Origin of the sequence: Emticicia soli (genome assembly GCF_037860775.1) — a bacterium.
Taxonomy (GTDB): domain Bacteria; phylum Bacteroidota; class Bacteroidia; order Cytophagales; family Spirosomataceae; genus Emticicia; species Emticicia soli.
Map to the genome: position 1 here is coordinate 54,860 of NZ_JBBEWC010000002.1, position 23,841 is coordinate 78,700.

Here is a 23,841-nt window from a genome sequence, read left to right on the forward strand (position 1 = left end):
TGTTTATTGGATGGTTAAATTTTTTCTACAACCAAGGTGTTGTTTTCTACACCTATGATTTTCACGGTTTCGTTGGTTCTGATTCGGTCGTTTGCCGTAATGGCATCTAATTCATAAAAAGCACCTTTGATACTTATTTGCACTTTGCCTTTGCCACTTTTATGCTCAGGAATACTGAGGTAAACCGAGCCAATACGGTCAATGGTGCTACTAATCTGAAAAGAATTGTTTTCAGAGAATTTGCGAAGTTGCAAAATGATAAAGAAGAATACAGCCACAAATGCTACCCCAATGAGCATAGCAACAACCGACAGTATAATAGGATTACTGATGAGTTTATAGAAAGAAATACCCGACCAACTGAAACCTAATAGGAAATTGATGAGATTTCGGAACGAGAAAAGCTGGAAGGGTTCATCAGCGCCACCTAAGTCTCCGTCAAAGTCAGGTTCAAGGCCGTCGGCAGCATCTACACCTACAAATGTCATGATTGTCTGGATAAGAAAAATCAAACTTGTAGGAATGGCAACGTACCAGAAAGTACGTAATAGAGGGTCTAAACTATCGAAAAATTCCATAGGGTTTCATATTTATGTTATGTGAAGGATAAAAAAGTTTACTCCCCAAGATACTCATTTTTTACGTATATTGCTAATTAATTTTTGATAAACTCACGGATTTTCCTAGAAAAAGCCTAATAAAATCTTGACTTTATTATATAACTATAAAAGTAATATTTGTAGAAAGGGCATAGCAAAGAATTGCTCTGAAAAGAGGTAATTATTTATTAAATGAAAGCTAAAGGCTGAGAAATCAAGTTTTTCGTTTCTTTTTCTTGGCCGATGGAAATAGTACATTATTGAGAATAAGCCTATATCCCGGCGAATGCGGAAATAAGTTGAGGTCGGTAGGGGTGCGGTGAAACCCTCGACGGCCTTCGGGGTCGTGACCGCCATAAAACACCCATTGACCTAAGCCCATTTCGCCGTATATATAGCGGTGAGAATCTTTTCCTTCGCCCATTACAAGTGCGCTCGATTTAACTGTCTTTTTGTTGAAAGCAGAAGTTTGCCCCATAAACTCCCTGATGAGGTGCTCATGGTTTTGCCCCAGCATAGCCGGTATTACATCCCATTTAGCCGAAAAATCGAATAAATTAAAATAAGAAGTTTGTTCGTCGTCAAATCTACCCGACCAAACGTTTATATCTGAAAAAGACATTGAGCCGTAGCCTTCGCCATCACTTAGGTATAAGTGAAAGTTTTCAAAAGCCAGTGTTTTTCCAAAATCAAGCTTTGCTTGTGCATTTACGTCAATATCGTCGCCATCAAAGCGGCTGCTTACAATATCTGTTCCCTCGGCCGATAGGGCAATATCGAGTGTTTCAGCGCCTGAACACATGGCAAATAAATAGCCACCACCCATGCAGAAGAGCTTAATCATTTTGGCAACATCGAGCTTAAGAGCCGAAACTTTAGAATATTGTAATCGGCGAGCTATGTCTTCCTGTGCTTTCATATCCGAGCCTGACATTCGGCGCATATTACGGCCATATTGCCCCGTAAAATCTTCGTGGTGCAGGTGCAGCCAATCGTATTTGGCCAAATCGCCTCTTATTATTTCTTCATCATAAATTACTTCGTAGGGTATTTCGGCATATTTCAATACCAAAAGTACTGCATCGGTATCTTCAAATGTTGAAACACTTACTTTGATAGGGGAGTACACGGCTATTTTTGCAGCTTTGTAGAGCCGCACTATTTCCATGTTTATATCGGGGTCGGCAATTTCTTTCAGCATTGCCTGTACATTTGCTGTTGATATTACCTCAAAAGATACGCCTCGCACAAGGCATTCGCGCTCTAAGGCTGTGGTGTATTCAAACAAAAAGCTACCGCCACGATAATTGAGAAGCCAGTCAAGTTCGGTATTCGATTGAAGAGTGTTATAGGCAATACCATAGGCTTTCAGATGATTTTTCTGGGTATCGTCCATTGGTATCAGAATCGAGTTGGCAAAAACTTGCCACGAACTCAACAAGAAGAGCAGAATGAATAAGTTTTTTGCCATGACTCAATCTGTTTTTTAATCAAATATACTAATCAATCGTCAGGTTTTATCTTTAGGTTTGATATTTTTATGGCCTGATAACCAATATTTTAGCTTTAATTTCAGGTAAGTTAACTTTCCTGAAATTAAAGCCTTACGATTTGTAGTCGATTAGTATTATATGTAGTATTGGATTAAAATAAGAAAATAGTCATGGACAGTAGAAACTGAGCTAAAAATTATGCATTTTTCTTAGATTCAATAAAGTCCCATAGATTGCCGTATAAATCTTCAAATACTGCAACCGTGCCGTATTCTTCTTCCGATGGGTCTCTTACAAATTTTATGTCGTTAGCTACCATGTTTTTATAATCACGCCAGAAATCATCGGTAAACAAGAATAAAAATACTCGCCCGCCGGTCTGATTGCCGACTCTGCTTTTTTGCTCTTCGGTAGATGCCTTTGCCAATAGCAAATTACAACCCGACGTACTACCCGGTGGAGCTACAATCACCCAACGCTTAACATCGCTTAATTGAGTATCTTCTATTAGTTTAAAATTCAGCTTTTGGGTATAAAACTGTATGGCTTCGTCGTAATCATCGACTACCAGAGAGATGTGTGCTATTTGTTGTTTCATGGGTTTTTAGAATTGAGTGATTTTTTATTTCTTGAACTTTGATTTACCTGATTAATCTGATTTCACTGATTAACAAGTTTAGAGACAGATCTTTGTACTTTAATTGTCAGATAGATAGCTTTAATTCTTGGTTGACACGATGAAGTCAGGTAAATCATTTAATCAGGTAAATCAAAGTTCAAGACTTCATTTCTTACCCAACCACAATAGTGCATTAGTCAGAAACTGATTTTGGGTTGGGTTATCGAATGTAAATGAGAGTTCTTTATTGGTTTTGCCTTCGTAATCAATATCGTTGTGGCCCATATTGGCATAAATCATCTTGTATTTTTTGTTTGTCCACACAACCGGATAATAGCCACTATGCCATATTTCATGCTGTTTCGGCCCTGTACCCAACGGGAAACTCGTAGAATCGATAGATACCAGAATTTCTATATTGGGGTTTGCTTTCAGATCGTTTTTCCATCTATACCATTCATTGGGCGATGATTTAAACGTTTCGGGAAGATTTTTCATAGCCGCGTGCTTCGCAGCCTCTACTCTTAAAATAGCCGATGTTGGTCGCCATGTGTTGCTGCCATATTCGCCTGAGCCCAGAAACTCATTATGGTACCAGTCCCAGTCTTGATTAAAAGCTGATTTGTTAAGCGCAAAAGCAGCAAAATGAAATCCCATCCAGGCACCTCCCTTTTCTATGTATTGTCTGAAAGCCTCACGTTGTGCCGGTGCTTCGGGGCGAGTGTCTAAAAAGAGTACCACCTGATATTGTTTCAAAAAATCGGTATTCATGTTATCCCAGTTACTGGTCGAGTCGTAGGTGAAGTTATTTTCCTTCGCTATTTTCGGAAACCACTTATTAGCTTCATGCACATAGCTGATATGTGCTTTGTCGTTTTTAGCAGTATAAAAAGCAATTACTTTAAATTTAGGCTTTTTGTTTTGTGCCGAAGCACTCATAAAAAAGCCAAGAGAAAAGAGCAAAACAATCAGTAAACTAATACGCTTGAGATAGGTCATGGTTTTGAAAATAGAGGTTAAAGGTTGAAAATAATAGCTTGTTGCACTAGAAAATAGGCAACTATGAATATAATAGACGAGTTAAGGATTTACTTGGAAAAACATATGTTAATGGCTTTTGTTAGGAGCATCAATTTCTTTTAAATCTATAAAGATATGGAGCCTTGTTCTGTGCGCCTGTAAATTTCTTTTCAAGGCGCTCTAATACGTTCAGGTCAAGAATTTTCTTCTGGAAGTTGTTCATGGCAAATGGTTTGTCATAAACTGCCTCGTATAATGCTTGTACTTCTCGCATCGTAAAGGTTTCTGGTAGAAGATTGAAGCCAATTAGTTTTTCATCAAGATTCTGGCGAAGGGCAGTAAGTGCAAGGGTTAGAATCTCGTCGTGGTCGTAGGTCATTGGTGGAATATCCTTAACACTTCTCCATTCGAGGTACTCATCAAATTCGCCATTTTGTGGGCTTACTTTGTTTATATCAACCAAAGCATAATAACCTATACACACAAAGCGGCTTGTGAGCCATTCTATTACTGAGGGGGTAAATCGCTGCGCATCAAACTTCTTTAACTCTTCTTTCATGACCTCTTTGAAATTATGGGTGTGAATACGGTTTTCATCACCAAAAACCCGAAACTGCTCCAGATATATATTTTCTAAGCCAGTTCTTTCTTTCAGAATCCTGCTGGCAGCCTTATCGACGCTTTCTGTTTTCAGAATATGCCCACCGGGCAATGCCCATACATTTTGCCCAAATTTGAATTTAGCAATCAAAACCTTTAATTCATTGTTCTGATAACCAAAAATTACACAGTCAATTGAAAGGTGTGCTATATAATTTTCAATACCAAATTTATGCATTAAACTAAAATTGACATAAAAACAGCTACAAAGATAAGAGTTATACTCATAATTCAGTTATTGGTAAAATATAATTATTTAAATAGAAAATATGAATAAATCTTATTGCCTATCTTGTAGATAATAAAAAAATATCAATACTTACCACTTAATCTTGAATTTTACCTTCAGAATATTTTTTTATGAAAAAATCTTTTCAGTTATGGGCTGTAATGCCTTATTTTAAAATAGTTTTTGCAGCTATTGCGTGTTTGCAATCGCCATGAAGCTCGGTTGGGCAAAAGCAGAAGCCACAAGTTATATTCATACATAAACACTAGACCTTGACGATACCCCGATTATTTGCCAGATGGCAAATAGATTTATTTTAACTCGTACCGTAGAGCCACATGCAAATATGGTGTATGTTGGCAGATGGTTCAAAACCTGAACCATTTGTTTGGTAAAAATGTAAAACTGCGCCTGATGAATCTTGAGACCAAGGCTATCAAAGACATTACACCTGTGTTTTTTGGTGGGCAGGGAACAATCAATGTTCCATCGTGGAGTGCTGATAGTAAAAAAATTGCCTTTGTAAGTTATTTTTTAAATAAAATCAACCTTAATACGAAACATGAAAAACGATAGTGCATCTTCCAGAAGGAAGTTTCTACAGCAGATTGGAGCTACGAGTTTAGTGGCTGCTTCGTCGCCATTTGCTTCATTAGCTGCCCAACAAAAAGCAGAAGAGCGTATTTTAACTTATGACAGAAAAATTACAGCCAACGACAAAGTAAGAATTGGTGTAATTGGCTTTGGTGTTCAGGGACACTATGATTTGAATTCGGCCCTTAAAGTACCCGGAGTTGAATTGGCAGGTATCTGCGATTTATACCCTGGCCGACTTGAAAATGCTAAGGAATTGTATGGTAACGACCTTTTTGTAACAAGAGATTATAGAGAATTGCTAAACAAAAGTGATATTGATGCTGTATTGATTTGTACTACCGATGTTTGGCATGCAAAGATGACATTAGATGCCCTGGCAAAAGGCAAACACGTGTATTGTGAAAAACCCATGATTTATAAAATAAGTGAGGGAGCTCCGGTAGTTGCAGCCGCTAAAAAATCAGGTAAAGTAGTACAGATAGGTAGCCAGCGTGTAAGTAGCATTGGTTTAGCAAAAGCAAAAGAATTATTAGCTGCCGGAGAAATCGGTAAGCTGAATATGGTTAATTCTGTAAACGACAGACAAAGCTCTATCGGTGCATGGGAGTACACAATTCCGAAAGATGCCAGCCCTGAAACACTTGACTGGGATAGATTTATTGCTATCACCGGTAAAAAAATACCTTACGATCCGAAGAAGTTTTTCTGGTGGAGAGCCTTTAAAGAAGTGGGCACCGGTGTTGCCGGAGACTTGTTTATTCACTTGTTGAGTGGTACTCACTTCATGACTAATTCTAAGGGGCCAGAGGCAATTATGAGTACCGGACAATTCAGCTACTGGAAAGATGGCCGTGATTTACCTGATGTGATGTCGGGGGTTATGCAATATCCTGATACACCAGAGCATCCTGCTTTCCAATTGACTTTACAGGTAAACTTTATCAGTGGTACTGGCGGACAGGAACTAACCCGTCTGATAGGTTCAGAAGGGATAATAGATGTAAGGGGTAATACTATTACTGTAAAACATAGCATTATGCCGGAAGCTCCGGGCTTTGGCGGATACGACTCACTTTTCACTTTCTCGAAAGCTATGCGTGAGGAAATGCAGAAAGACTATGATGCTAAATGGACTCCTGAACAAAGAAAGAAAAAAGTAAAAGAAGATATTGTCTACAATCCACCGGCAGGTTATAACGAGCACGTAGACCATTTCACTAATTTCTTTGATTCAATAAGAACAGGTAAAGTTGTAGTTGAAGATGCTGTGTTTGGTTTCAGAGCTGCTGCTCCGGCTTTAGCTTGTAACGAAAGTTTATTAACAAAGAAAATAATCAACTGGGATCCGGTAAATATGAAGTTGAAAGCTTAATATTTTGTACCATAGGTTTCTGATATTTAGTAGAGACAAGGCATTGCGGAGACGCCGAGTCCTTGTCTCTTTCTTTGAAATTCAAATAGTACAATTCCTTCCAAAAGTATAAAAAATAAACCCCTCTATACACGTGCTATATATAGAGGGAGTTTACTTGATATTCAGTAAAGTTGCGGAAAAATAAAAGTTGTGGATTGGTAGCGTTTGTTCCCCTTAAGACACCCTAAAAATCTTTAAGCCAAAGCCCCCTCTCGTGAGAGATAGTACATGTAATTACTAATCGGTGGATCATTAAGCCCAATATGCCTGGCTATGTTTGTAATTTGTACCCTGTGGTAGGTACTGTGGTCAAAACAAAGTTGTATGAGTTCAAATCGTGGAATGTCACAGTCTAAAACATTTGGAATATATACGTGTGTGGTTTCTTTTAATTCGGTTTCTTCGAGCGATAAAATATAGTCAGCAAACTTTTCTGATTGTTCCATTAATCCCTCAAAAATATATTCTGATGATGCGTTGAAAAGTTCTTCATCGGGTAATGCAGACGAAGTATTATGCAAACAAGCAAACCACGAAAGTTCTACTTGCCAGATATGTACTAAGGTTTGTTTGAGACTATTGAAACTAGAGGGAACGGCTACGTCAAGCAATTCGGTAGGTTTGGTTTTCAACCAATTTACAATTCTTTTATTAGCTACCTGATTATAAATTGCATAGTCTTTTATAAGCGTATGTAAATTTTTATCAGTTGTTGCTGTTATTTCTTGTAGCATCGCTTTTTCCGTTTAGTGCTACAAAGTAAATACAGGCTAGTGACAGCAGTATGTCAGTAGGAAAAAAGAAATTTTTAAAATTTTGCAGAAATATTGGCAAGTATCGTTTTTAGCCTTTCTTTCAGGCTTTTTGGGGTTATAATTTCGGCCTGGTCGGCAAAAGTGATATACCAACGGGCAAAAACATCAAGCGAAGCTGTCAGGAAAGTCATCTCCATCATATCGCCCTTGTCGGTTTCAGAAACAAAACCATTAAAATATTTTTGCTCAAGCAAAAAGCGCAAAGCAGGTTTGTTTACATGTATCACTACTGTTTCAAGGTTGTCGTTTTCGGGCATTTGTTCCAGATATTCTTTCAGCGAGAAGTGTTCTTTTTTGAAAGATTCGTCAGTTAAGGCAATCTTTGAAATACGGTCGGTTCTGAAATGGCGGTAGTCGTTTCGGAGGTGGCAAAAAGCAATAGTGTACCAGTAATTAAACTCATGATAAATGCCCACAGGCTCAATTTTACGCTGAACAGGCTCGCTCGAATTGAAACTGGCATATTCCATTTTGGCTATCTTTTTTTCAGAAATACTATTCAGAATAATTTCTAGCGTATTGCTGATAGAAGTATTGAACGGAATAGTTCGTTGGCGCACTTCAATGTTTTCTTCAATGCTATCGAGCATATCTTTTTCGGCACTTTTCAGTACAGCCTTTACTTTATACATCGCCGATTTGTAGCTGGCTTTAGTCGAAAGGTCAGTAAAGGTCTCCATCAGTTTTTCGGCCGTTATAAAAGTACGAGCCTCTTCGCGCGTAAACATTACTGGCGGCAATCGGTAGCCGTCCATAATAGAATACCCTACGCCAGCTTCACCAATAATAGGCACACCTGCTTCTTCAAGTGAGCGCACATCACGGTAGACCGTCCGCAGGCTAATATTAAATCGGTCGGCTATATCTTGTGCTTTTACTATTTTTTTTGATTGTAGCTGAATTAAGATGGCAGTGATTCTATCGAAGCGATTCATAATTATGCACGAAAATGTTCTGCAAAAAACCGAAAAATTTGCAAAAGTTGGTGTAATTTTTTCTTTTTCTTCGATTTAGTGAACAAAAAAGTGATTTGCGAAAATTATTGAACGCTAAAATGTTGATTTGCAGAGGCTTAAAAAAAAATTAAAAGAAAATAAAGTGCCTTCCCAATCCAAGTGTTGAATAATCTCGTTAGTTGAGTTATAGTTTACAAATTACAATAAATAAATCAATCTAAAAAACAAAAGTAACCATGAAAACTCTAGTATGCGGCTTTTTGGCTGCCTTCATTTCTGTTGCCTCATTTGCCCAAGAGAAAACCGTAACGGTAGGTGGCGCACCAATGTATCCATCAAAAAACATCGTTGAAAACGCAGTAAATTCAAAAGACCACACAACATTAGTAGCAGCAGTAAAAGCAGCCGGATTAGTAGAAACGCTACAAAGCGCAGGTCCGTTTACAGTATTTGCTCCTACCAATAAGGCATTTGATAAATTACCAGCGGGCACAGTAGAAACATTGGTAAAACCTGAAAACAAAAGCACATTAACCAAAATTCTTACCTACCATGTAGTGTCGGGTAAGTGGAATGCTTCTGACTTGATGGCAAAAATTAAAGAAGGTAACGGAAAGGCTATGCTCAAAACAGTAGAGGGCGGAACTTTAACGGCCTGGATGAAAGGCAAAAATGTGTGGCTTACTGACGAAAAAGGTGGAATGGCAAAAGTAACGATTTCTGACGTAAACCAAAGCAATGGTGTAATACATGTAATTGATACTGTATTAATGCCTAAGTAAAAATTGTTTTGAACTTTGATTTACCTGATTAATGTGATTTAGGGAAAGGATTTAGTCTAGTAAAGGTAAAATCACAAAAATCAGGTAGATCATAGTTCAGACAATTATTTCTTTAATAAATTATCTACCGCATAGCTGTTAAAGTTCAGCGCAGAAAGAAGCACCGCAAAAAAGAACGTGTGTATTAACTGCGAGGGCAAAGCACCCCAATCTTCTATCATGCTTGAGCCAAAAATCAGTGCTACCATTGTGAGGCCACCTACAAGCAACGAAAGTCTCGTAAATAATCCTACCAAAAGCAACACCCCAATTACAAACTCTATTATAGGCAAGGCATAACTAAATGATATTACCATTGCTTGGGGTAACATAGAGTTAACAAACTTTTCGGTCATCCAGGCACTGAATTTAGGGAGTTTCACAATACGCACAAGTCCATGCCCAAACATACTCATGCCTATTGCCAGGCGAAGCAATAAAAAAGTAAGAGAGTGGTTAATCATGATTATAGTAGATAGATTAGAGATTTGAATAACAATGGCACAATCAGACAAATCTACCATGTGCCATTATGAATAACAAACATTATCAAGGTTTAATAATAACTTTTCCTCGGGTTGAGCCTGTTTCTATTTGTTCATGCGCTTTGCCTACTTCATCAAAAGAATACACGGCCGATACATACGGCTTAATAATGCCTTTTTCGATTAAATCAGCAATCTGTTTCATATCTTCACCGTTTGACTGTACCAAGAAAAAGAAACCATTTATCCCTTTGGCTTTCGCTTTTTCAACAATTCCTTCCGATGTATTAGATGGAATTGTAATAACTGTACCGCCTCTTTTTACTACTTCAAAAGAACGCTCAATGTTATCGCCACCGACGGTATCAAGCACAAAATCAATATTATTTATGGCTTCTTCAAATGGCTGTGCCTTATAGTCAAAATGCTCGTCGGCACCAAGGCTCAGCACAAAGTCTTTATTAGCGGCTGAGGCCGTACCAATTACATAAGCACCCAAATGCTTGGCTATCTGTACCGCAAAATGGCCTACACCTCCGGCAGCGGCGTGTATCAATACTCTATCTCCTGTATTTATTTTGCTATGCGTATTAAGTGCCTGCCAAGCTGTTAAGGCTGCAAGAGTGGCAGCAGCGGCTTCTTCATGCGAAATATTAGCAGGTTTTAAGGCTAAATGCGCCGCAGGAGCAGCCACATATTCGGCATAAGCCTTGCCATGCCCCGGAAAATTGACCATGCCAAATACTTCATCACCGATTTTGAAGTCTTTTACATCATTGCCTACTTCGCTTACAACACCCGAAATATCCCAGCCAAGTATAACAGGGCTATCTTCTTTTAAGCGACCGGCCATAGCCTTACCTGAGCGGGTTTTTACATCAACCGGATTAATACTTACCGCTTTTATGGCTACTAATACTTCATTATCTTGAATTGTGGGTACTGAGATTTCTTCAACCGAGAAATTTTCGACACCACCAAATGCTTTTAATACGACTGCTTTCATTGAATTGATTTGTTTTTGATACTGCAAAATTAAGATGAGCGATTAATAAAATACTTGTACAATCATTGGTTTGTCTTGTATATTTGCAGGTATGCATATAAAAAATTTATACGAACCTTTTGAGATTGAATACCTCGAAACGAGTGAGTGCCCTATTGTGGCGCACAAGCACAATTTTTTTGAACTAGTATATATAGTTGAGGGCACTGGTATGCAGTGTATTAATAAGAATAACTGGGTATATGCCCCCGAAAAATTGTTTTTGTTGATGCCGCAAGACTGCCATTCGTTTAAAGTCGAGAAAGCCACTAAGTTCTTCTTTATTCGTTTCAATGATGTGTACATTAAAGAACAGAACAAGGAGTGGATAAAAAGGTTGGAGTTTATTTACCAAAACCATAATCGTTTGCCGGGTTGTATCCTGAAAAACAAAGCCGATAAGCCTCTGGTAAAGTCACTGATAGAAGCTCTGATACGAGAGTATATAAATCAATACCCATACCAGAAAGAACTTACTCAGCAGATAGTAAATACTTTGCTTACGGTTGTGGCAAGAAACATAGCTCTTACAACACCCGAGGTACTGAAAAACACCGAGACCAAAGACCTGAGTATGCTGAGCTATATACACAGAAATATTTATTCGCCTGAGCTACTAAAAGCCGAAGAAATGGCTGCCCAGTTTAATATTTCGCCTACCTATGTAAGTGAGTATTTTAAGAAACTAACAGGCGAAAGCATGCAGCAGTATATTACAAATTACAAGCTAAAACTGGTAGAAACTCGCCTGCAATATAGCGATATGCGTATGAACGAAATTGCCTTCGAACTCAATTTTACCGACGAAAGCCATCTGAACCGCATTTTTAAGAAGTATAAAGGCATCAGCCCATCAGCATTCAGAAAACAGAAAATAGCGGCAGTAGTCAATTAATGGCTTCTTTTTTTCTGCAACCAGTTATTTACTTTATAGCTTGCCCATGCCGTGCCTGCGCCTATTAGGGCTCCTGCCAGCACATCGCTTGGGTAATGCACTCCTAAATGTAAACGTGAATAAGCTACTGTTCCGGCCCATACATAAGCAGGCACAACTACATACCATTTTCGGGCAGCGAGGCTAAGTGAAGTGGCCGCCGAAAAAGCAGCAGTAGTATGCCCCGACGGAAACGAAGGGTCGGTTTCAGTAATATAAGGATTTATAAAACTATAAGTGTCGGCAGGGCGGGGGCGGTCAACTATTTTTTTTAGTACGTAAGTAGCACCCAACGATACTACCAGCGATGCGCCTGCTGTTAAACCTTGCCTTTGCAGGTTTTTATCTTTTTTTATTAAACCTATCCCTAGCAAACCAATAGGAACCGCCGCACTAATAGGGTAGGTGGCTTTGCTGAATGTTTCGAAGGTATGGTCGAGGTTCTGATTGCGGTTTGTGTGAATGTTTTTCAGAACATTAATGTCAATATTCTGAGAAAATAGATTAAACGACAGCAAATAGGTAAATATCAGGCTAAAACTTACTTTCATAAAGCGTAGGGTTATAGGTTGATTACGATTCGTTCTTTTTCTAACAAATGTAGATTCTCTTCTAATTGAAGTTCTGAAATTTTATTGTCAAAATCGTCTTTATAATTTTCTTTCAATTGTTTGCGTCTAACAGCCTCCAGGCAACGACGAATATCGTCTTTAGATTCAAGTTCTAATTCGGGTACTTCAGTAGGCTTACCTGTGGTTTCATCTTTAGCTACCATCGTAAAATATGAAGTATTGGTATGTTTTTGCTCACCTGTTTTCACGTTTTCAGATACTACTCTTATGCCTATCACCATTGAGCTACGCCCTACATGATTAACAGAGGCATGTAGCGATAACAACTCGCCTACTTCAATAGGTTGAAGAAAGTTCACCCCATCAACCGAAACCGTTACCACATAGGTTCCGGCGTGTTTAGAGGCACAAGCGTAAGCGACTTTATCCATTAGGGAGAGTAAGATACCACCGTGAATTTTCCCTCCGAAATTGGCATAAGACGGAATCATCAGTTCGGTAATGGTTGTACGTGAATAAGAAACAGATTTAGATTTTGGCATAAGTTTTATTTTAACTACGGGTTATTACACGATTATATGAAGGCTTAATTGGAGATTGTGCTATAATAATTAGAAATAATCACTCATTTGCTTAATCGCTTACTCACTCAATCCTCGGCTCAAATATAGGAAAATTATACATGTAAAAACGCCATGATAATCAAGTACCATGGCGTTTAACAATAAACCCTAACCCATAAAAATCAATATTATGAAACTATTGATATTGCATTATTTTAATAATTAAATTATTGCAATTAGCGTGCCAGTTTTTATTCGGGACTATCCTGTGCTTCATCCTTGAAATTTGTCTTAAAAAAAAACGGGCAAAAAATGTACTTTTTTGAATTTATCGGATAGATAAAACTCACATCTATCCGATAAATACTTGTTGCTAAAGAAAAAGGATTCTAAAATTAGGAAAACACTGTCGGCTTCTTCACTCAAAAAAGAATTGTCTATTTTTGTGTTTTTTCAAGACCTGCTACTTTCTTTTCCAACTCCTTAATTTTTTTATCGGCCTCTATTAAATAGAGCGTTAGTTCTTCTATTTTTTCCATCAACTTGGCACTTGTTTCGGCCATGTCAATACCATTTTTTGCCATTTCTTCGGCCGATGGTACATTAGGCAAGTGTTGGTTGTGTTTAATAAATTTCTCAACATCGTTTAGAGGCATCAGTTTGTAGTCTGGCTGGAATACGTAGTCAGCCCAACGGTCTGAGTTAGCTAAGGCAACTCTTAGTCTTTCGGTTAAAATACCCCCTTTCACAAATAAATTGAATGCGTCAGGAAAAGAGTTAATACCAGTGCCAATCACTACTTTGCCATTGTTCGCATTTTGCAGACGGCCATCTACCAGATTCCAGTTTGAAGAACCTCCACCGCTGCTACCACCGCCATCATTTACCAGAATTACGTTACCGCTATCATCAACAGATAATACTTTTCCGTAGGCATTTCCTGCCGGAGAACCCGAATTTAATCGGTTAAATCTTAAGCCGCTTTTGTTGTTTTCGTCGCTGTTGATAAAAATACCGCCTGAATTATTATTTACAATGCCAATACCATTGTCGTTGTTTTTCCAAAGAGAATTTCCGATACCACCACCTCCTGTTGTGCTGGTAGGGGCATTTACTAGTATTACGTGTCCGTTTACATCAACCGAAAGAACTTTCGTAGAGGTAATAGAAGTAGGGGCTTCGCTGCTTAATTTTGATAAGACCAAGCCATTTGATATATAAACATTCCCGGTGTTTTTGTTAGAGATATTATTATCATTCACAGCCCATTGAGATGGTTCGGTTGATGGTATCACCGGTATTCCGCCCGGATTATTCACTGCCGCTACCGAGTCACGTACCAATATCAGGTTTCCGGCATTATCAACCGAAAGCACCTTCCCATTTGACCTCGATGCAGATGAATTTGATGTCAGTTCTGAGAGTGTAAGCCTGCCTGTTTCTATTTTAATACCATTTTTAACATTAAGGCTGTTGTTGATACTTACAAGCCCAGTGTTATTATTACTTACATTATTACCACTAAGTGTCCAGTTTATATCACTACTACCGCCACCACTTGTGGCATTGCTATTGGCTAGAATGATGTTTCCTTGGTCATCAACCGATAAGAACTTCTGGCTTGTAGTGCTTGCCGGAGTTGCGCTGGTAAGCTGTGGTAGTCTGATACCTGTATTGATTTGTACAATACCCGAGTTATTATTTGAAATAGTATTACCGTTTACATTCCAATAAGAAGGGCCGCCGCTACCGCCCGTGCCTACCGAGTCTCTTACCAGAATCAGGCGACCGTCGTCAGTAACTGTTAAAACTTTTCCGTAAGGTGTAAAAGCTGGTGAATAGGCAGTAAGGTTTTTAAGGCGAACGTTTCCTTTGAGTTCAACCGTTTCGTTTTCATAAAGATTTGATAAAACACCGTTGTTACTCTCCCAGAAACCATTGATTTCTGTTACCTGGTTTCCGCCGCCCGTACCTACCGAGTCTTTAACTAAAACCAGTAAGCCGTTTTCGTCAACCGATAATACCTTCATATTTGATCTATTCGCAGGCGAAGTAGAACGCAGGTTTTTGAAGCGGATATTACCTACAACTACGTCTCCGGCGTTTGTATTTTCAATGGCGTTACCTTTAGCTGCCCAGTAATTTGCTGATGGCATTGTAGTAATTACATTGCCAAATCCTATCGAATCACGAACCAATATTACTCTTCCTTCTTCATCAACCGATAGTACCTTCTGGTTTGGTCGTCCGGCTGGCGAATTACTTGTAAGGCGCTTAAATTGTATCCCACTCAGGTTTTCAACTTTACTATCAATAGTAAGTGCGCTTCCGGCTTGGCGGGTATTGATACCCAAGTAGCCTCGTGCCAGGTCTCCATATATCAGAGGGTCGTTTGAGGATCCATTCTCAATATAAAGTTTATTATTACCTGTTTCGTTGGCACCAGAGTTATTTCCTAAAAAAATATTTCCATCGCCTGTCGATTTCTGCCCTGCTTGTGTACCTATGGCTATGTTTTGTGACCCAAGGTTGTTATAAAATAATGAACTTGTACCTATTGCTATGTTGTCGCTACCGGTCTGGTTATTAGGTAAAGCCTGATAACCTACGGCTACGTTGTTTAGGCCTGAGCTAACTTCATGCAAAGCATATGCCCCGATAGCCACCGAGTTGAAGCCCTGGCTTCGGTAACCTGCCCTATAACCAAAATACGTATTACCAAAACGATAGTCGAGAAAGCCCGAGCGGAAATTATTTACTCTGAAAGCTAAAGACGTAGTGTCGGTAGTGCCTAAGAAATGAAAGTCTGAATTTGTGCCTGCATTACCATTAGTACCCCAGCTGGCATCGTTTGCAGCGGCATCTGTTCGCAGAGATTTGCCGATGTTGTTTGCTGATAAACTTTTCCATTCTGAGCCATCAAAGTAATAAAAACCTGCCAAAAAATCGGTTTGATAAATCATTAACCCGGTTGCAGGGCTCACAATGTTGCCTCGTTGGGCTAAGGTCATACGAGGAATTAGTAAACCTTTGGTAGTTGAAGAAAGGTCTAAGAGTGCCGACTTATTAGGGTTCGTTGTTCCAATGCCAACGTTTTCAGAGCCTGGGGCCTGAGCCATTAAAGTGAAAGCACTTAAAAGTAGAAACATGAGCGTCCCGAGAAAAGAACGGTGTCTCTTTGCGTGTAAATTAAATCCTGACATTGTGTAAACGTTAATTATGGCTAACTTTATTTTAGTAAGAGGGGTTGGTTCGTGTCGCCAACAACTTTTTAGTTTCAAATAGTATGCCAAAAAATCAGTTATGAAAACTTTGATTGTAAATAGTTGATAATGAGATACTTGCATTTTTAATGTGTCAGGGGTTAAAGGCGTGCGTGAAAAGTAAGGAAATAAATTAATCTTTAAAATATTTTTTTTGCTATTTATGTGCTTTACTTAAGCTTTTAAAGGAGATATTGTTCAAATATTTCTCGAAATAGTTATAGAAAAGAATAATGTTTTGATAAAATTACTTTTAGCAGAATAATCATTATATACTAATAACAATTAAAATTTGGGAGAAGTAAATAAAACTAATTACTTTTGCGGTAGAACAATACAACCCTTGATTAAATTATTTTTATTTTAATTCTAAGCCAAAATAAAGTACCTATATTAAGATGAAACGAATTGCAGTTTTTACCTCTGGTGGTGATGCCCCGGGCATGAATGCTTGTATTAGAGCGGTAGTGCGGGGAGCTATATATCATGGATTAGAGGTATTTGGTATCAGGAGAGGATATAGTGGAATGATTGCAGGAGATATTTTTCCGATGACATCGCAGTCTGTAAGCAATATTGTACAAAGAGGTGGAACCATGCTGAAATCGGCCCGTAGCAAAGAATTTATGACTCCGGAAGGAAGAAAGAAAGCCTACGAGAATCTGATGAACGCAGGTATTGAAGGCCTTGTGGCTATTGGAGGGAACGGAACATTTACAGGTGCAGAGGTTTTTTATAACGAATATGAACTCCCGACAGTAGGTTGCCCTGGTACTATTGATAACGACCTTTACGGAACCGACTATACTATTGGGTTTGATACAGCCGTAAATACAGCGCTTGAAGCCATTGATAAAATACGTGATACTGCCGACTCACACGACCGTGTATTCTTTATTGAAGTAATGGGCCGTGATTCTGGCTATATCGCCATTCAGTCGGGTATTGGCGGTGGTGCCGAAATTGTAATGGTACCGGAAACACATACACCGCTGAAAAAAGTAGTAAGCACATTGAAAGATGGCTGGACTCGCTCAAAGTCTTCTTCGATTGTAGTAGTAGCCGAAGGCGACGAAGAAGGTCATGCTACTGATATTGCCGAAAAAATTAAAACGCAGGTTGCCGATAAACTAGATATTCGTGTAACAACCCTGGGCCATATTCAAAGAGGGGGTTCTCCAACAGCTTATGACCGTATTCTGGCAAGCCGTTTGGGACTAGGGGCAGTAGAAGGCCTGATAAAAGGGAACAAAAACGTGATGGCTGGAATAGTAAATAATGAAATGGTATATACACCATTTATTGATACCATTAAAAAACCGAAGCCAATCCATGATGATTTGCTGAGAATGGTGCATATTTTAAGCCTGTAATCGTACCAAACGAATAATATGTTTGTCCTGACCGAATCTTACTCTATTGCCAATCATTTTTTGGCAGAGCTACGTAACCAAGAAACACAGAAAGACGCTATGCGATTCAGAAAGAATATGGAGCGTCTGGGTGAAATCTTTGCTTATGAAATCTCTAAAACCTTGACATATCAGAATTGTGATGTGCCAACACAGTTAGGAGCGAAACTTACGCAGCAGATTTCGCAACAAGTGGTTCTGGTTACTATTCTTCGGGCAGGCTTACCGCTACATCAAGGCTTATTGAATTTTTTCGATAAAGCCGAAAATGCTTTCATTGGCGCCTACCGTGGCAAGCATGATGATAAAGAATCTTTTGAAATAGAGATGGACTACATCACGAGCCCTGATATTCAGGATAAAGTCTTGATTATCAGTGACCCGATGTTAGCTACCGGAAAATCTATCGAAAAAGCTTATCATGCCATGCTTCGCTATGGGATTCCGGCCAAAACTCATATAGTATCTACTATTGCCAGCCGTAGAGGTGTGCGTTTCATTAAAGCACGCTTGCCTCAATGCCGTTTATGGATAGGCGATATTGACGAAGACATGAACAGTAAATCGTATATCGTACCAGGCTTAGGCGATGCAGGCGACCTAGCCTATGGCGGAAAAGTATAAGAATTTGTTGTGGAGAGATATTTAAAGTTGTGAAATAATAATCACTCACTCACTCACTAATTCACTATTTCGGCCTATCTAAAGTAGCTCTTAGCTGGTATTTTAATACTACTTTCTTGCCCGAAATGTTTTCTAGTATCGGTTTCAGAACCAGATTGGCGTTTTTTCGGGTCTGCTCTAATATCCCCATATCTAGTGCCGATTGTTTAATTTTTTCCTGCGCACTGCTATAAGCCTCATTCAATAAGGCTTGTTCGTTCATAAAAGCATATTGCGTATCGTAAATCCTGGAATGCTGATGGTCTATGCTATAATGGCAAAGTTCAGGGTCAGGTAAGTGTACAACCAAAGTATCGTCTTTAGTGGCAACGTCTTCGGCTCGTACTTTTGTGAGGTCAATACAGCCAATGGCATTGCCTTGCACAATCAGAACGGCTTTGGGATTAGGCAGATAGGTGAACTTTAATTCTTGCTCTACTACATCACGAAAGGTAAAATTTGCCAGTTCGATTTTGCCTAAAGCCGACATTTCTTTCAAAACTATGTTATGGGTAGTTTTAGTGTCTTCCATTCGGAAAGGATTGAAAGAATGCAGTTTCTCCCAAAGGAAAATCGATGCAAAGGCAATAAAGAGTACAATTAATATATTGAGGGGTCTACGAAGCATGGGCTATGATTTTAATCTTCAACAATTAACGACATAACGAAAAAGCATAGCTTTTTAGCCCATGTAAAACCATTTATTTCTTTTTCTCTTTGTCTTTTCTACCAAACAAAGAAAAATGTACATAGCGTTTCGGATTTGCCTGTAAGTCGGCCATTAAAGAGGCAAGATTAGCAGCAGTTTTATCCAGATTCACATAAAGCGAATCGTCGGTAGCTAACTTACCGATTGTTCCTTTCCCTTGATTTATTTCTTTCAGCATAACCTGCAAGCTAGTTACAGAACTATTGAGTTGTGCAACTGTCTGTCCTAAGCGCATTGCATTGAGCGAATCGGCAAAGGTGTTTGTTTTTTGAAGAATAGGCTTTATTTGCGAGTCTAAGTTAGTGGTAAGCCCATTCAGGTTCGATGTAAGCGTTGCAGCATTGGCCGTAATAGCCGAAAGATTTTTTGCATTAGAAGCTACAACTGCATTTACGCCATTGGTAGTCTGATTGGCATTTGCTATCAGAGCTTTTAAGGCTACACCAGTCTGGTCGAATTGCTGAACTATGCTTGTAAGCGTAACAATAAGGGAGTCGGCATTTTTTAAAACTGGCGCTGCTCTCTCGCTTAAGCCACTCATTAAGCCGCCTTCTATTTCACTTTTAAGTGTACCTTCATCTTTCAGCGGTGTACCCGATTGTATCAGTAATTTTATCATTTTACCACCCAACAAACCGTTATCAGATAGTATCGCTACCGAGTTATCATTAACTACAATGTCTCTTTTTATTGCCAACATTACTTTTACCCTGTTTCTGTCTTGCTCAGGCATTACCTCAACTACTCGTCCTATCGTTACACCATTATACATCACAGGATTTGAGGTTTGTAAGCCTTCTACGTTCGAATAATAGGCAAAGTATTCGTTTTCGGTGCGGAAAACATCTAAACCTTTCAAAAAATTAAATCCAAGATAAAAAATTGCAAATGTAACAATGCCCAGCAAACCTACTTTTACTTCTTTTTTCATACTAACTGGTGTGATTTGGTGAATTTAAGAAACGGATAAAAATAAATAACAACAATTCTTACAAAAATACATTTCTAAAATTGTGTTTCAAGGTTTCAGATTTGATATTTATTTTTCGACCTCGTCTTTATAAGTTTTTATAGCTTTTACTATCGCTTCGGCTATTTTCTTGTGTCCGTCTTCGTTTTCTAATATTTTTCTGTCGGTGGCATTAGTCAGGTAGCCTGTTTCTATATAAATGCCTGGCATGGTGGTTTCCCACAATACCTGAAAACCTGCTTGTTTTACGCCTCTGCTCTTGCGGCCAGATTTCTGAAACTGCTTTTCTACCTTCGAAGCCAGATTCAGGCTTTGTCTCATAAACGCATTCTGATAATTGGCCATTTTGATATGCGCTAGCGGAGAACTAGGGTCAAAGTCATAATTTTTTTCATAATTATCCTCTAGCAAAATTACGCTGTTCTCTCGCTTGGCCAGTTCCAGATTTTCTTCTGTTTTATGAAGCCCCATTGTGTAGGTTTCAGACCCATATATTTTTGACGAATACGGGTTGGCATTCACATGAATACAGATAAACAAGTCAGCCTTGTGCTTGTTAGCAATCGTACCACGCTCATGTAGCGGAATAAAAACATCTTTTTTGCGGGTATATACTACTTTTATGCCCTCGTCTTCAAGTAGTTTTCCTACTTTGAGTGTAATACTAAGAGCAATATTTTTCTCTTTTAATTTACCATGACTTGTACCAGGGTCTTTACCACCGTGCCCGGCGTCGAGTACAATAGTTTTTATCTTACTTCGCTGTGCTTCTGCCGAAGCAAAAGCAAAAAGCGCAATAAATAGGACTTTAAGAAATTTTAACATGATTTTACAGGCAAACGTTCTGTCTATAGTATTAATAAGCTAATTTTGTGCCATGACTTATCGTTATAGACATTATTAGAACGAATTTGTTTACAAAAGTACTATTTTTGAACTTAATAAAATATGAACTTTTGGTAAACTACTCATAATTTCGTGAGTAAGTCGCTAGTTTCGTAGGTATAATTTTTAAATTTCACAATCGCTTGAAGTTTTTCCTCATAGTCAGTTGTTTGTTTTTTAGTATTTCAGCCTTTGCACAGTTTCCGTCGATTGACCCTCTTCGGCGTGCAGGTGGTGGTAATAACGGCTTTGGACAACCGCTTCCTGAAAATACCCGAAAAGCCCGAACGGTAGGCAATAAGCTATTTGCCGAAAAACAAGATACCGTAAAGGTAATTATTGCTGATTCGTTGAAGAGCAAAGATAGTAGCCTTCAATCAACAGTAAAATATACTGCACAAGACTCGACCGTGATGGAGGTCGATGGCAAAACCGTACATCTTTATGGGCAGGCTAAAGTTACTTATGGAGACATAGAGTTAGAGGCCGATTATATAAAGCTAGATTGGGGCAAAAACGAGATTTTTGCTCATGGTTCGCCCGATACTACCAAGCAAGGCGAAAAAGTAAAAGGGAAACCCATTTTTTCGCAGGCTGGCGATAAATATAATACCGATACTATCAGGTATAATTTTAAATCCCGGAAGGCCATTATCAAAAATATTGTAACCCAGCAGGGCGAAGGTTTTGTGCAAGGAGAGAAAGTAAAAAAAGACCCCGACGATAATCTCTATCTGGTTCATGCCAAATATACTACCTGTAACCTAAAAGAGCCCCATTTTCATATAGCTGCACGTAAAATCAAACTGGTTAATAAAAAACAGGTTATATCAGGCCCTTTCAATTTTGTTTTGAGTGGTATTCCTTTGCCTATTGGGCTACCCTTTGGTTTTTTTCCTGTGCCTAAAAAGAAAGAAATTGGTACTTCGGGTATTATTATGGGTTCGTATGGTGAAGAACCCCGAAACCGTGGGTTTTATTTTCGTGATTTTGGTTACTATTTTGCCATTAACGAAAACATCGGTGCTAAAATTCTGGCACAAATTTATTCAAAAGGAAGTTTTGGTGTAGGTATCCAGTCAAGCTATTCAAAACGCTACAAATATTCGGGTAACCTCAGTTTTCAGTATAACTACAATAAACCCGTAGCCGAAGTTGTTGACCCTACCACGACGCAAACCAGTGCCAAAGATTTTAGTTTGAGTTGGTCGCACTCACCTGCCAACAAACGCCCCGATAGAAGCTTTTCTTCATCAGTAAATCTTAGAAGTAACGGTTTCAACCGTAATAACGTAAATACTGTTGATGTAAGTAATTACCTGAGTAGCACCTCAAACTCATCAATTCAGGTTGGGCGCACATTTGCTCAGAAAGTTGTAACAAGTGCAGGCTTGAATATCTCGCAGAACTTTACAACAGGCCAGATGGATGCTGCTTTAAACTATAGTATAGGTTTAAATCAGTTTAACCCTTTTGTACCTGAGAAAAAAATGATTGGCCGTTGGTTTGAGTCGTTCAGGGTTGGTTTAAACGTAAGTGGGGGATATCAGGCTACTAACAGCAAAGTAAACAGTATCACAAGTTATTCAGAGTATAAAATTGTGCGCCAGTTAGGCGATGGAACTTATCAGTCTATTGAAACCAAACCATTGACTAACGAAGAAATAAGATTGCGTGATGCAAATCCTTTGACCTTGTCGCCTGCTGAACGAGAATTACAGAAAGCTTTACAGGAGAGATTGAACAACGTAAGAAAAATAAATAGCCTAGATGCACTAGGCGATATATTGGCCGATGGACAGTTCCGTACTACTTACTCTATCCCGATTACTTTACCTAATTTCAAGATTGCACGTTATATCAACTTTACACCTAGTGTATCATTAAGAGGTGATATTTTTACACAGTCTTTGGAGTATAAATATATTGAAAGCGAGAATGCTGTGAAAATAGATACTTTACGAGGTTTTTTTCCTACTTATCAGACCTCCGTTTCGGGTAGTATGAATACCCGTGTATATGGTACTTATCAGTTTAAAGGCAAGGGGCGTTTACAAGCTATCAGGCATACGCTGGCACCATCAATCAGCGTAAGTTATGCGCCAGACTTTACCTCACGCCTTTTTGACTATAAAAAAGTTCGTATCGATGAAGTAATTGATTCTATTACAGGAGCAGTAACCAGCACAGAACTAAAAAGACTTTTGCCTAGATACCCAACATTAGGTGCTTCGGCCGGCGCATCGGGGAGTATCGGCTTTAGTTTAACTAACCAGTTAGAGGCAAAAATCAGGTCTAAGTCAGATACTGCCGCTAAGGCCTTTGAAAAAATATCTTTGTTAGATAACCTCGGTATCAATGCAAGCTATAACCTTTTAGCATTGGGTGATTCGATGAATCTATCGAATATCAACATAACCGCTAATACCAACTTATTTAAAAACTTAATTAATATTAACGTTTCGGGTAGTTTAGACCCATATTATTATAAACTGGTAGGCAATAAGGAGATAGACGATCTAAATCCTGCGGGTCGTATTACTCGTTTTTATAAAATAAGTCAAGGGAAATTTAGCTTAGCGAATCTGGCAACTTTGCGCTCGGCAAACGTGGCTATTGCCACCAGATTGTCGCCCGAAACTTTCGATAAATCAAAAGCTAAACCAAGAGAGACAAAATCGAATGACCCGGGCATGGAAGCTATGAAGAAATTTGTTGCGGCTAATCCTGAATTATATGTCGATTTCTCGATTCCCTGGACTTTAAGTTTGAGTTATAACCTTAACTACTCAAAACAAGGCTTAGCCAATGCCCAGATAACACAGGCGCTTACCGTACAGGGCGATTTCAGCCTTACACCTAAATGGAAAATTGGCTTTAATACAGGCTGGGATTTTCAGTTTAAAGCCGCTACACTGACAAACATTAGTTTGCACCGGGAATTACACTGCTGGGATATGAGCTTTAACTGGACACCTATTGCCGGCAATAACCTGCGGTCGAGCAACTACTCTTTTGATTTGCGAGTGAGAAGCTCACTATTACAAGAGTTAAAAGTGAGCCGTCGCCGCCAAACTTACGGGCAAGGTGGGTTCTAAGGTATTTTAAAAAGCACTT

22 protein-coding genes are annotated in these 23,841 nt (G+C 38.9%); 7 read left to right on the forward strand and 15 right to left on the reverse strand.

Going from position 1 to position 23,841, the window contains the following annotated elements:
- Positions 1–14 precede the first annotated feature (14 nt).
- The 5 genes from WAE64_RS03000 to WAE64_RS03020 form a co-directional block, all read right to left on the reverse strand.
- Positions 15–578 carry an NfeD family protein gene (locus WAE64_RS03000; RefSeq protein ID WP_340234423.1) on the reverse strand — a complete coding sequence of 188 codons (564 nt, stop codon included), beginning with the start codon at positions 576–578 and terminating at the stop codon, positions 15–17.
- Positions 579–813: 235 nt separating this feature from the next.
- Positions 814–2,070, reverse strand: coding sequence for an asparagine synthetase B (locus WAE64_RS03005; protein WP_340234425.1), 1,257 nt, complete (start codon positions 2,068–2,070; stop codon positions 814–816).
- 218 nt (positions 2,071–2,288) lie between these two features.
- Positions 2,289–2,690: a VOC family protein gene (locus WAE64_RS03010; RefSeq protein WP_340234427.1), complete on the reverse strand. Its 402-nt coding sequence runs from the start codon at positions 2,688–2,690 to the stop codon at positions 2,289–2,291.
- Positions 2,691–2,876: 186 nt separating this feature from the next.
- The gene (locus WAE64_RS03015) at positions 2,877–3,710 is read right to left on the reverse strand and encodes a ThuA domain-containing protein (RefSeq protein WP_340234429.1); all 834 of its coding nucleotides are present in this window, start codon (positions 3,708–3,710) and stop codon (positions 2,877–2,879) included.
- A gap of 130 nt (positions 3,711–3,840) precedes the next feature.
- Entirely contained in the window at positions 3,841–4,569 is a 729-nt protein-coding gene (locus tag WAE64_RS03020; RefSeq protein WP_340234431.1) for an NUDIX hydrolase, read from the reverse strand.
- A gap of 414 nt (positions 4,570–4,983) precedes the next feature.
- On the opposite strand from WAE64_RS03020, the gene WAE64_RS03025 reads away from it, so the two are divergent.
- Entirely contained in the window at positions 4,984–5,196 is a 213-nt protein-coding gene (locus WAE64_RS03025; RefSeq protein ID WP_340234433.1) for a TolB-like translocation protein, read from the forward strand.
- Positions 5,183–6,589 carry a Gfo/Idh/MocA family protein gene (locus WAE64_RS03030; RefSeq protein ID WP_340234436.1) on the forward strand — a complete coding sequence of 469 codons (1,407 nt, stop codon included), beginning with the start codon at positions 5,183–5,185 and terminating at the stop codon, positions 6,587–6,589. The genes WAE64_RS03025 and WAE64_RS03030 overlap by 14 nt, the downstream gene beginning before the upstream one ends.
- A 236-nt stretch (positions 6,590–6,825) precedes the next feature.
- Here WAE64_RS03030 and WAE64_RS03035 read toward each other — a convergent pair whose 3' ends face one another.
- Positions 6,826–7,365: a DinB family protein gene (locus tag WAE64_RS03035; RefSeq protein ID WP_340234438.1), complete on the reverse strand. Its 540-nt coding sequence runs from the start codon at positions 7,363–7,365 to the stop codon at positions 6,826–6,828.
- A 74-nt stretch (positions 7,366–7,439) separates the two neighbouring features.
- Entirely contained in the window at positions 7,440–8,381 is a 942-nt protein-coding gene (locus WAE64_RS03040; protein ID WP_340234440.1) for a helix-turn-helix transcriptional regulator, read from the reverse strand.
- 257 nt (positions 8,382–8,638) lie between these two features.
- On the opposite strand from WAE64_RS03040, the gene WAE64_RS03045 reads away from it, so the two are divergent.
- Positions 8,639–9,184 carry a fasciclin domain-containing protein gene (locus WAE64_RS03045; protein ID WP_340234442.1) on the forward strand — a complete coding sequence of 182 codons (546 nt, stop codon included), beginning with the start codon at positions 8,639–8,641 and terminating at the stop codon, positions 9,182–9,184.
- 104 nt (positions 9,185–9,288) lie between these two features.
- On the opposite strand, the gene WAE64_RS03050 is transcribed toward WAE64_RS03045, so the two are convergent.
- Positions 9,289–9,687 (reverse strand): DoxX family protein, encoded by a 399-nt coding sequence (locus tag WAE64_RS03050; protein WP_340234444.1) that lies wholly within the window; start codon positions 9,685–9,687, stop codon positions 9,289–9,291.
- 85 nt (positions 9,688–9,772) lie between these two features.
- Entirely contained in the window at positions 9,773–10,714 is a 942-nt protein-coding gene (locus WAE64_RS03055; RefSeq protein ID WP_340234446.1) for an NADP-dependent oxidoreductase, read from the reverse strand.
- Between the two features lie 91 nt (positions 10,715–10,805).
- Here WAE64_RS03055 and WAE64_RS03060 point away from each other — a divergent pair, with 91 nt between their 5' ends.
- A complete protein-coding gene (locus WAE64_RS03060; RefSeq protein WP_340234448.1) occupies positions 10,806–11,648 on the forward strand; it encodes an AraC family transcriptional regulator in 843 nt (280 codons plus the stop codon).
- Here WAE64_RS03060 and WAE64_RS03065 read toward each other — a convergent pair.
- The 3 genes from WAE64_RS03065 to WAE64_RS03075 all read right to left on the reverse strand — a co-directional run bounded on the left by WAE64_RS03065 (position 11,645) and on the right by WAE64_RS03075 (position 15,941).
- Positions 11,645–12,238: a phosphatase PAP2 family protein gene (locus WAE64_RS03065; protein ID WP_340234450.1), complete on the reverse strand. Its 594-nt coding sequence runs from the start codon at positions 12,236–12,238 to the stop codon at positions 11,645–11,647. The genes WAE64_RS03060 and WAE64_RS03065 overlap by 4 nt on opposite strands.
- A gap of 11 nt (positions 12,239–12,249) precedes the next feature.
- Positions 12,250–12,801 (reverse strand): acyl-CoA thioesterase, encoded by a 552-nt coding sequence (locus WAE64_RS03070; RefSeq protein ID WP_340234452.1) that lies wholly within the window; start codon positions 12,799–12,801, stop codon positions 12,250–12,252.
- A 458-nt stretch (positions 12,802–13,259) separates the two neighbouring features.
- Positions 13,260–15,941, reverse strand: coding sequence for a hypothetical protein (locus tag WAE64_RS03075; RefSeq protein ID WP_340234456.1), 2,682 nt, complete (start codon positions 15,939–15,941; stop codon positions 13,260–13,262).
- Positions 15,942–16,483: 542 nt separating this feature from the next.
- Between WAE64_RS03075 and pfkA the strand changes: the two genes are divergently transcribed.
- Positions 16,484–17,458, forward strand: coding sequence for a 6-phosphofructokinase (pfkA, locus tag WAE64_RS03080; RefSeq protein ID WP_340234461.1), 975 nt, complete (start codon positions 16,484–16,486; stop codon positions 17,456–17,458).
- An 18-nt stretch (positions 17,459–17,476) separates the two neighbouring features.
- A complete protein-coding gene (gene upp / locus WAE64_RS03085; RefSeq protein ID WP_340234463.1) occupies positions 17,477–18,121 on the forward strand; it encodes a uracil phosphoribosyltransferase in 645 nt (214 codons plus the stop codon).
- 64 nt (positions 18,122–18,185) lie between these two features.
- On the opposite strand, the gene WAE64_RS03090 is transcribed toward upp, so the two are convergent.
- The 3 genes from WAE64_RS03090 to WAE64_RS03100 all read right to left on the reverse strand — a co-directional run bounded on the left by WAE64_RS03090 (position 18,186) and on the right by WAE64_RS03100 (position 20,664).
- Positions 18,186–18,788 (reverse strand): DUF4230 domain-containing protein, encoded by a 603-nt coding sequence (locus tag WAE64_RS03090; protein ID WP_340234465.1) that lies wholly within the window; start codon positions 18,786–18,788, stop codon positions 18,186–18,188.
- Between the two features lie 73 nt (positions 18,789–18,861).
- Positions 18,862–19,800: an MlaD family protein gene (locus tag WAE64_RS03095; RefSeq protein ID WP_340234467.1), complete on the reverse strand. Its 939-nt coding sequence runs from the start codon at positions 19,798–19,800 to the stop codon at positions 18,862–18,864.
- Positions 19,801–19,908: 108 nt separating this feature from the next.
- The gene (locus WAE64_RS03100; protein ID WP_340234469.1) at positions 19,909–20,664 is read right to left on the reverse strand and encodes an N-acetylmuramoyl-L-alanine amidase family protein; all 756 of its coding nucleotides are present in this window, start codon (positions 20,662–20,664) and stop codon (positions 19,909–19,911) included.
- 203 nt (positions 20,665–20,867) lie between these two features.
- Between WAE64_RS03100 and WAE64_RS03105 the strand changes: the two genes are divergently transcribed.
- The gene (locus WAE64_RS03105; protein ID WP_340234474.1) at positions 20,868–23,822 is read left to right on the forward strand and encodes a putative LPS assembly protein LptD; all 2,955 of its coding nucleotides are present in this window, start codon (positions 20,868–20,870) and stop codon (positions 23,820–23,822) included.
- The last annotated feature ends 19 nt before the right edge of the window (positions 23,823–23,841 follow it).

Bases quoted from the DNA above. Each gene is read 5' to 3' on its own strand.
- WAE64_RS03000 (WP_340234423.1), bottom strand. From the start codon at position 578: ATGGAATTTTTCGATAGTTTAGACCCTCTATTACGTACTTTCTGGTAC.
- WAE64_RS03005 (WP_340234425.1), bottom strand. From the start codon at position 2,070: ATGGCAAAAAACTTATTCATTCTGCTCTTCTTGTTGAGTTCGTGGCAA.
- WAE64_RS03010 (WP_340234427.1), bottom strand. From the start codon at position 2,690: ATGAAACAACAAATAGCACACATCTCTCTGGTAGTCGATGATTACGAC.
- WAE64_RS03015 (WP_340234429.1), bottom strand. From the start codon at position 3,710: ATGACCTATCTCAAGCGTATTAGTTTACTGATTGTTTTGCTCTTTTCT.
- WAE64_RS03020 (WP_340234431.1), bottom strand. From the start codon at position 4,569: ATGCATAAATTTGGTATTGAAAATTATATAGCACACCTTTCAATTGAC.
- WAE64_RS03025 (WP_340234433.1), top strand. From the start codon at position 4,984: ATGGTTCAAAACCTGAACCATTTGTTTGGTAAAAATGTAAAACTGCGC.
- WAE64_RS03030 (WP_340234436.1), top strand. From the start codon at position 5,183: ATGAAAAACGATAGTGCATCTTCCAGAAGGAAGTTTCTACAGCAGATT.
- WAE64_RS03035 (WP_340234438.1), bottom strand. From the start codon at position 7,365: ATGCTACAAGAAATAACAGCAACAACTGATAAAAATTTACATACGCTT.
- WAE64_RS03040 (WP_340234440.1), bottom strand. From the start codon at position 8,381: ATGAATCGCTTCGATAGAATCACTGCCATCTTAATTCAGCTACAATCA.
- WAE64_RS03045 (WP_340234442.1), top strand. From the start codon at position 8,639: ATGAAAACTCTAGTATGCGGCTTTTTGGCTGCCTTCATTTCTGTTGCC.
- WAE64_RS03050 (WP_340234444.1), bottom strand. From the start codon at position 9,687: ATGATTAACCACTCTCTTACTTTTTTATTGCTTCGCCTGGCAATAGGC.
- WAE64_RS03055 (WP_340234446.1), bottom strand. From the start codon at position 10,714: ATGAAAGCAGTCGTATTAAAAGCATTTGGTGGTGTCGAAAATTTCTCG.
- WAE64_RS03060 (WP_340234448.1), top strand. From the start codon at position 10,806: ATGCATATAAAAAATTTATACGAACCTTTTGAGATTGAATACCTCGAA.
- WAE64_RS03065 (WP_340234450.1), bottom strand. From the start codon at position 12,238: ATGAAAGTAAGTTTTAGCCTGATATTTACCTATTTGCTGTCGTTTAAT.
- WAE64_RS03070 (WP_340234452.1), bottom strand. From the start codon at position 12,801: ATGCCAAAATCTAAATCTGTTTCTTATTCACGTACAACCATTACCGAA.
- WAE64_RS03075 (WP_340234456.1), bottom strand. From the start codon at position 15,941: ATGGCTCAGGCCCCAGGCTCTGAAAACGTTGGCATTGGAACAACGAAC.
- pfkA (WP_340234461.1), top strand. From the start codon at position 16,484: ATGAAACGAATTGCAGTTTTTACCTCTGGTGGTGATGCCCCGGGCATG.
- upp (WP_340234463.1), top strand. From the start codon at position 17,477: ATGTTTGTCCTGACCGAATCTTACTCTATTGCCAATCATTTTTTGGCA.
- WAE64_RS03090 (WP_340234465.1), bottom strand. From the start codon at position 18,788: ATGCTTCGTAGACCCCTCAATATATTAATTGTACTCTTTATTGCCTTT.
- WAE64_RS03095 (WP_340234467.1), bottom strand. From the start codon at position 19,800: ATGAAAAAAGAAGTAAAAGTAGGTTTGCTGGGCATTGTTACATTTGCA.
- WAE64_RS03100 (WP_340234469.1), bottom strand. From the start codon at position 20,664: ATGTTAAAATTTCTTAAAGTCCTATTTATTGCGCTTTTTGCTTTTGCT.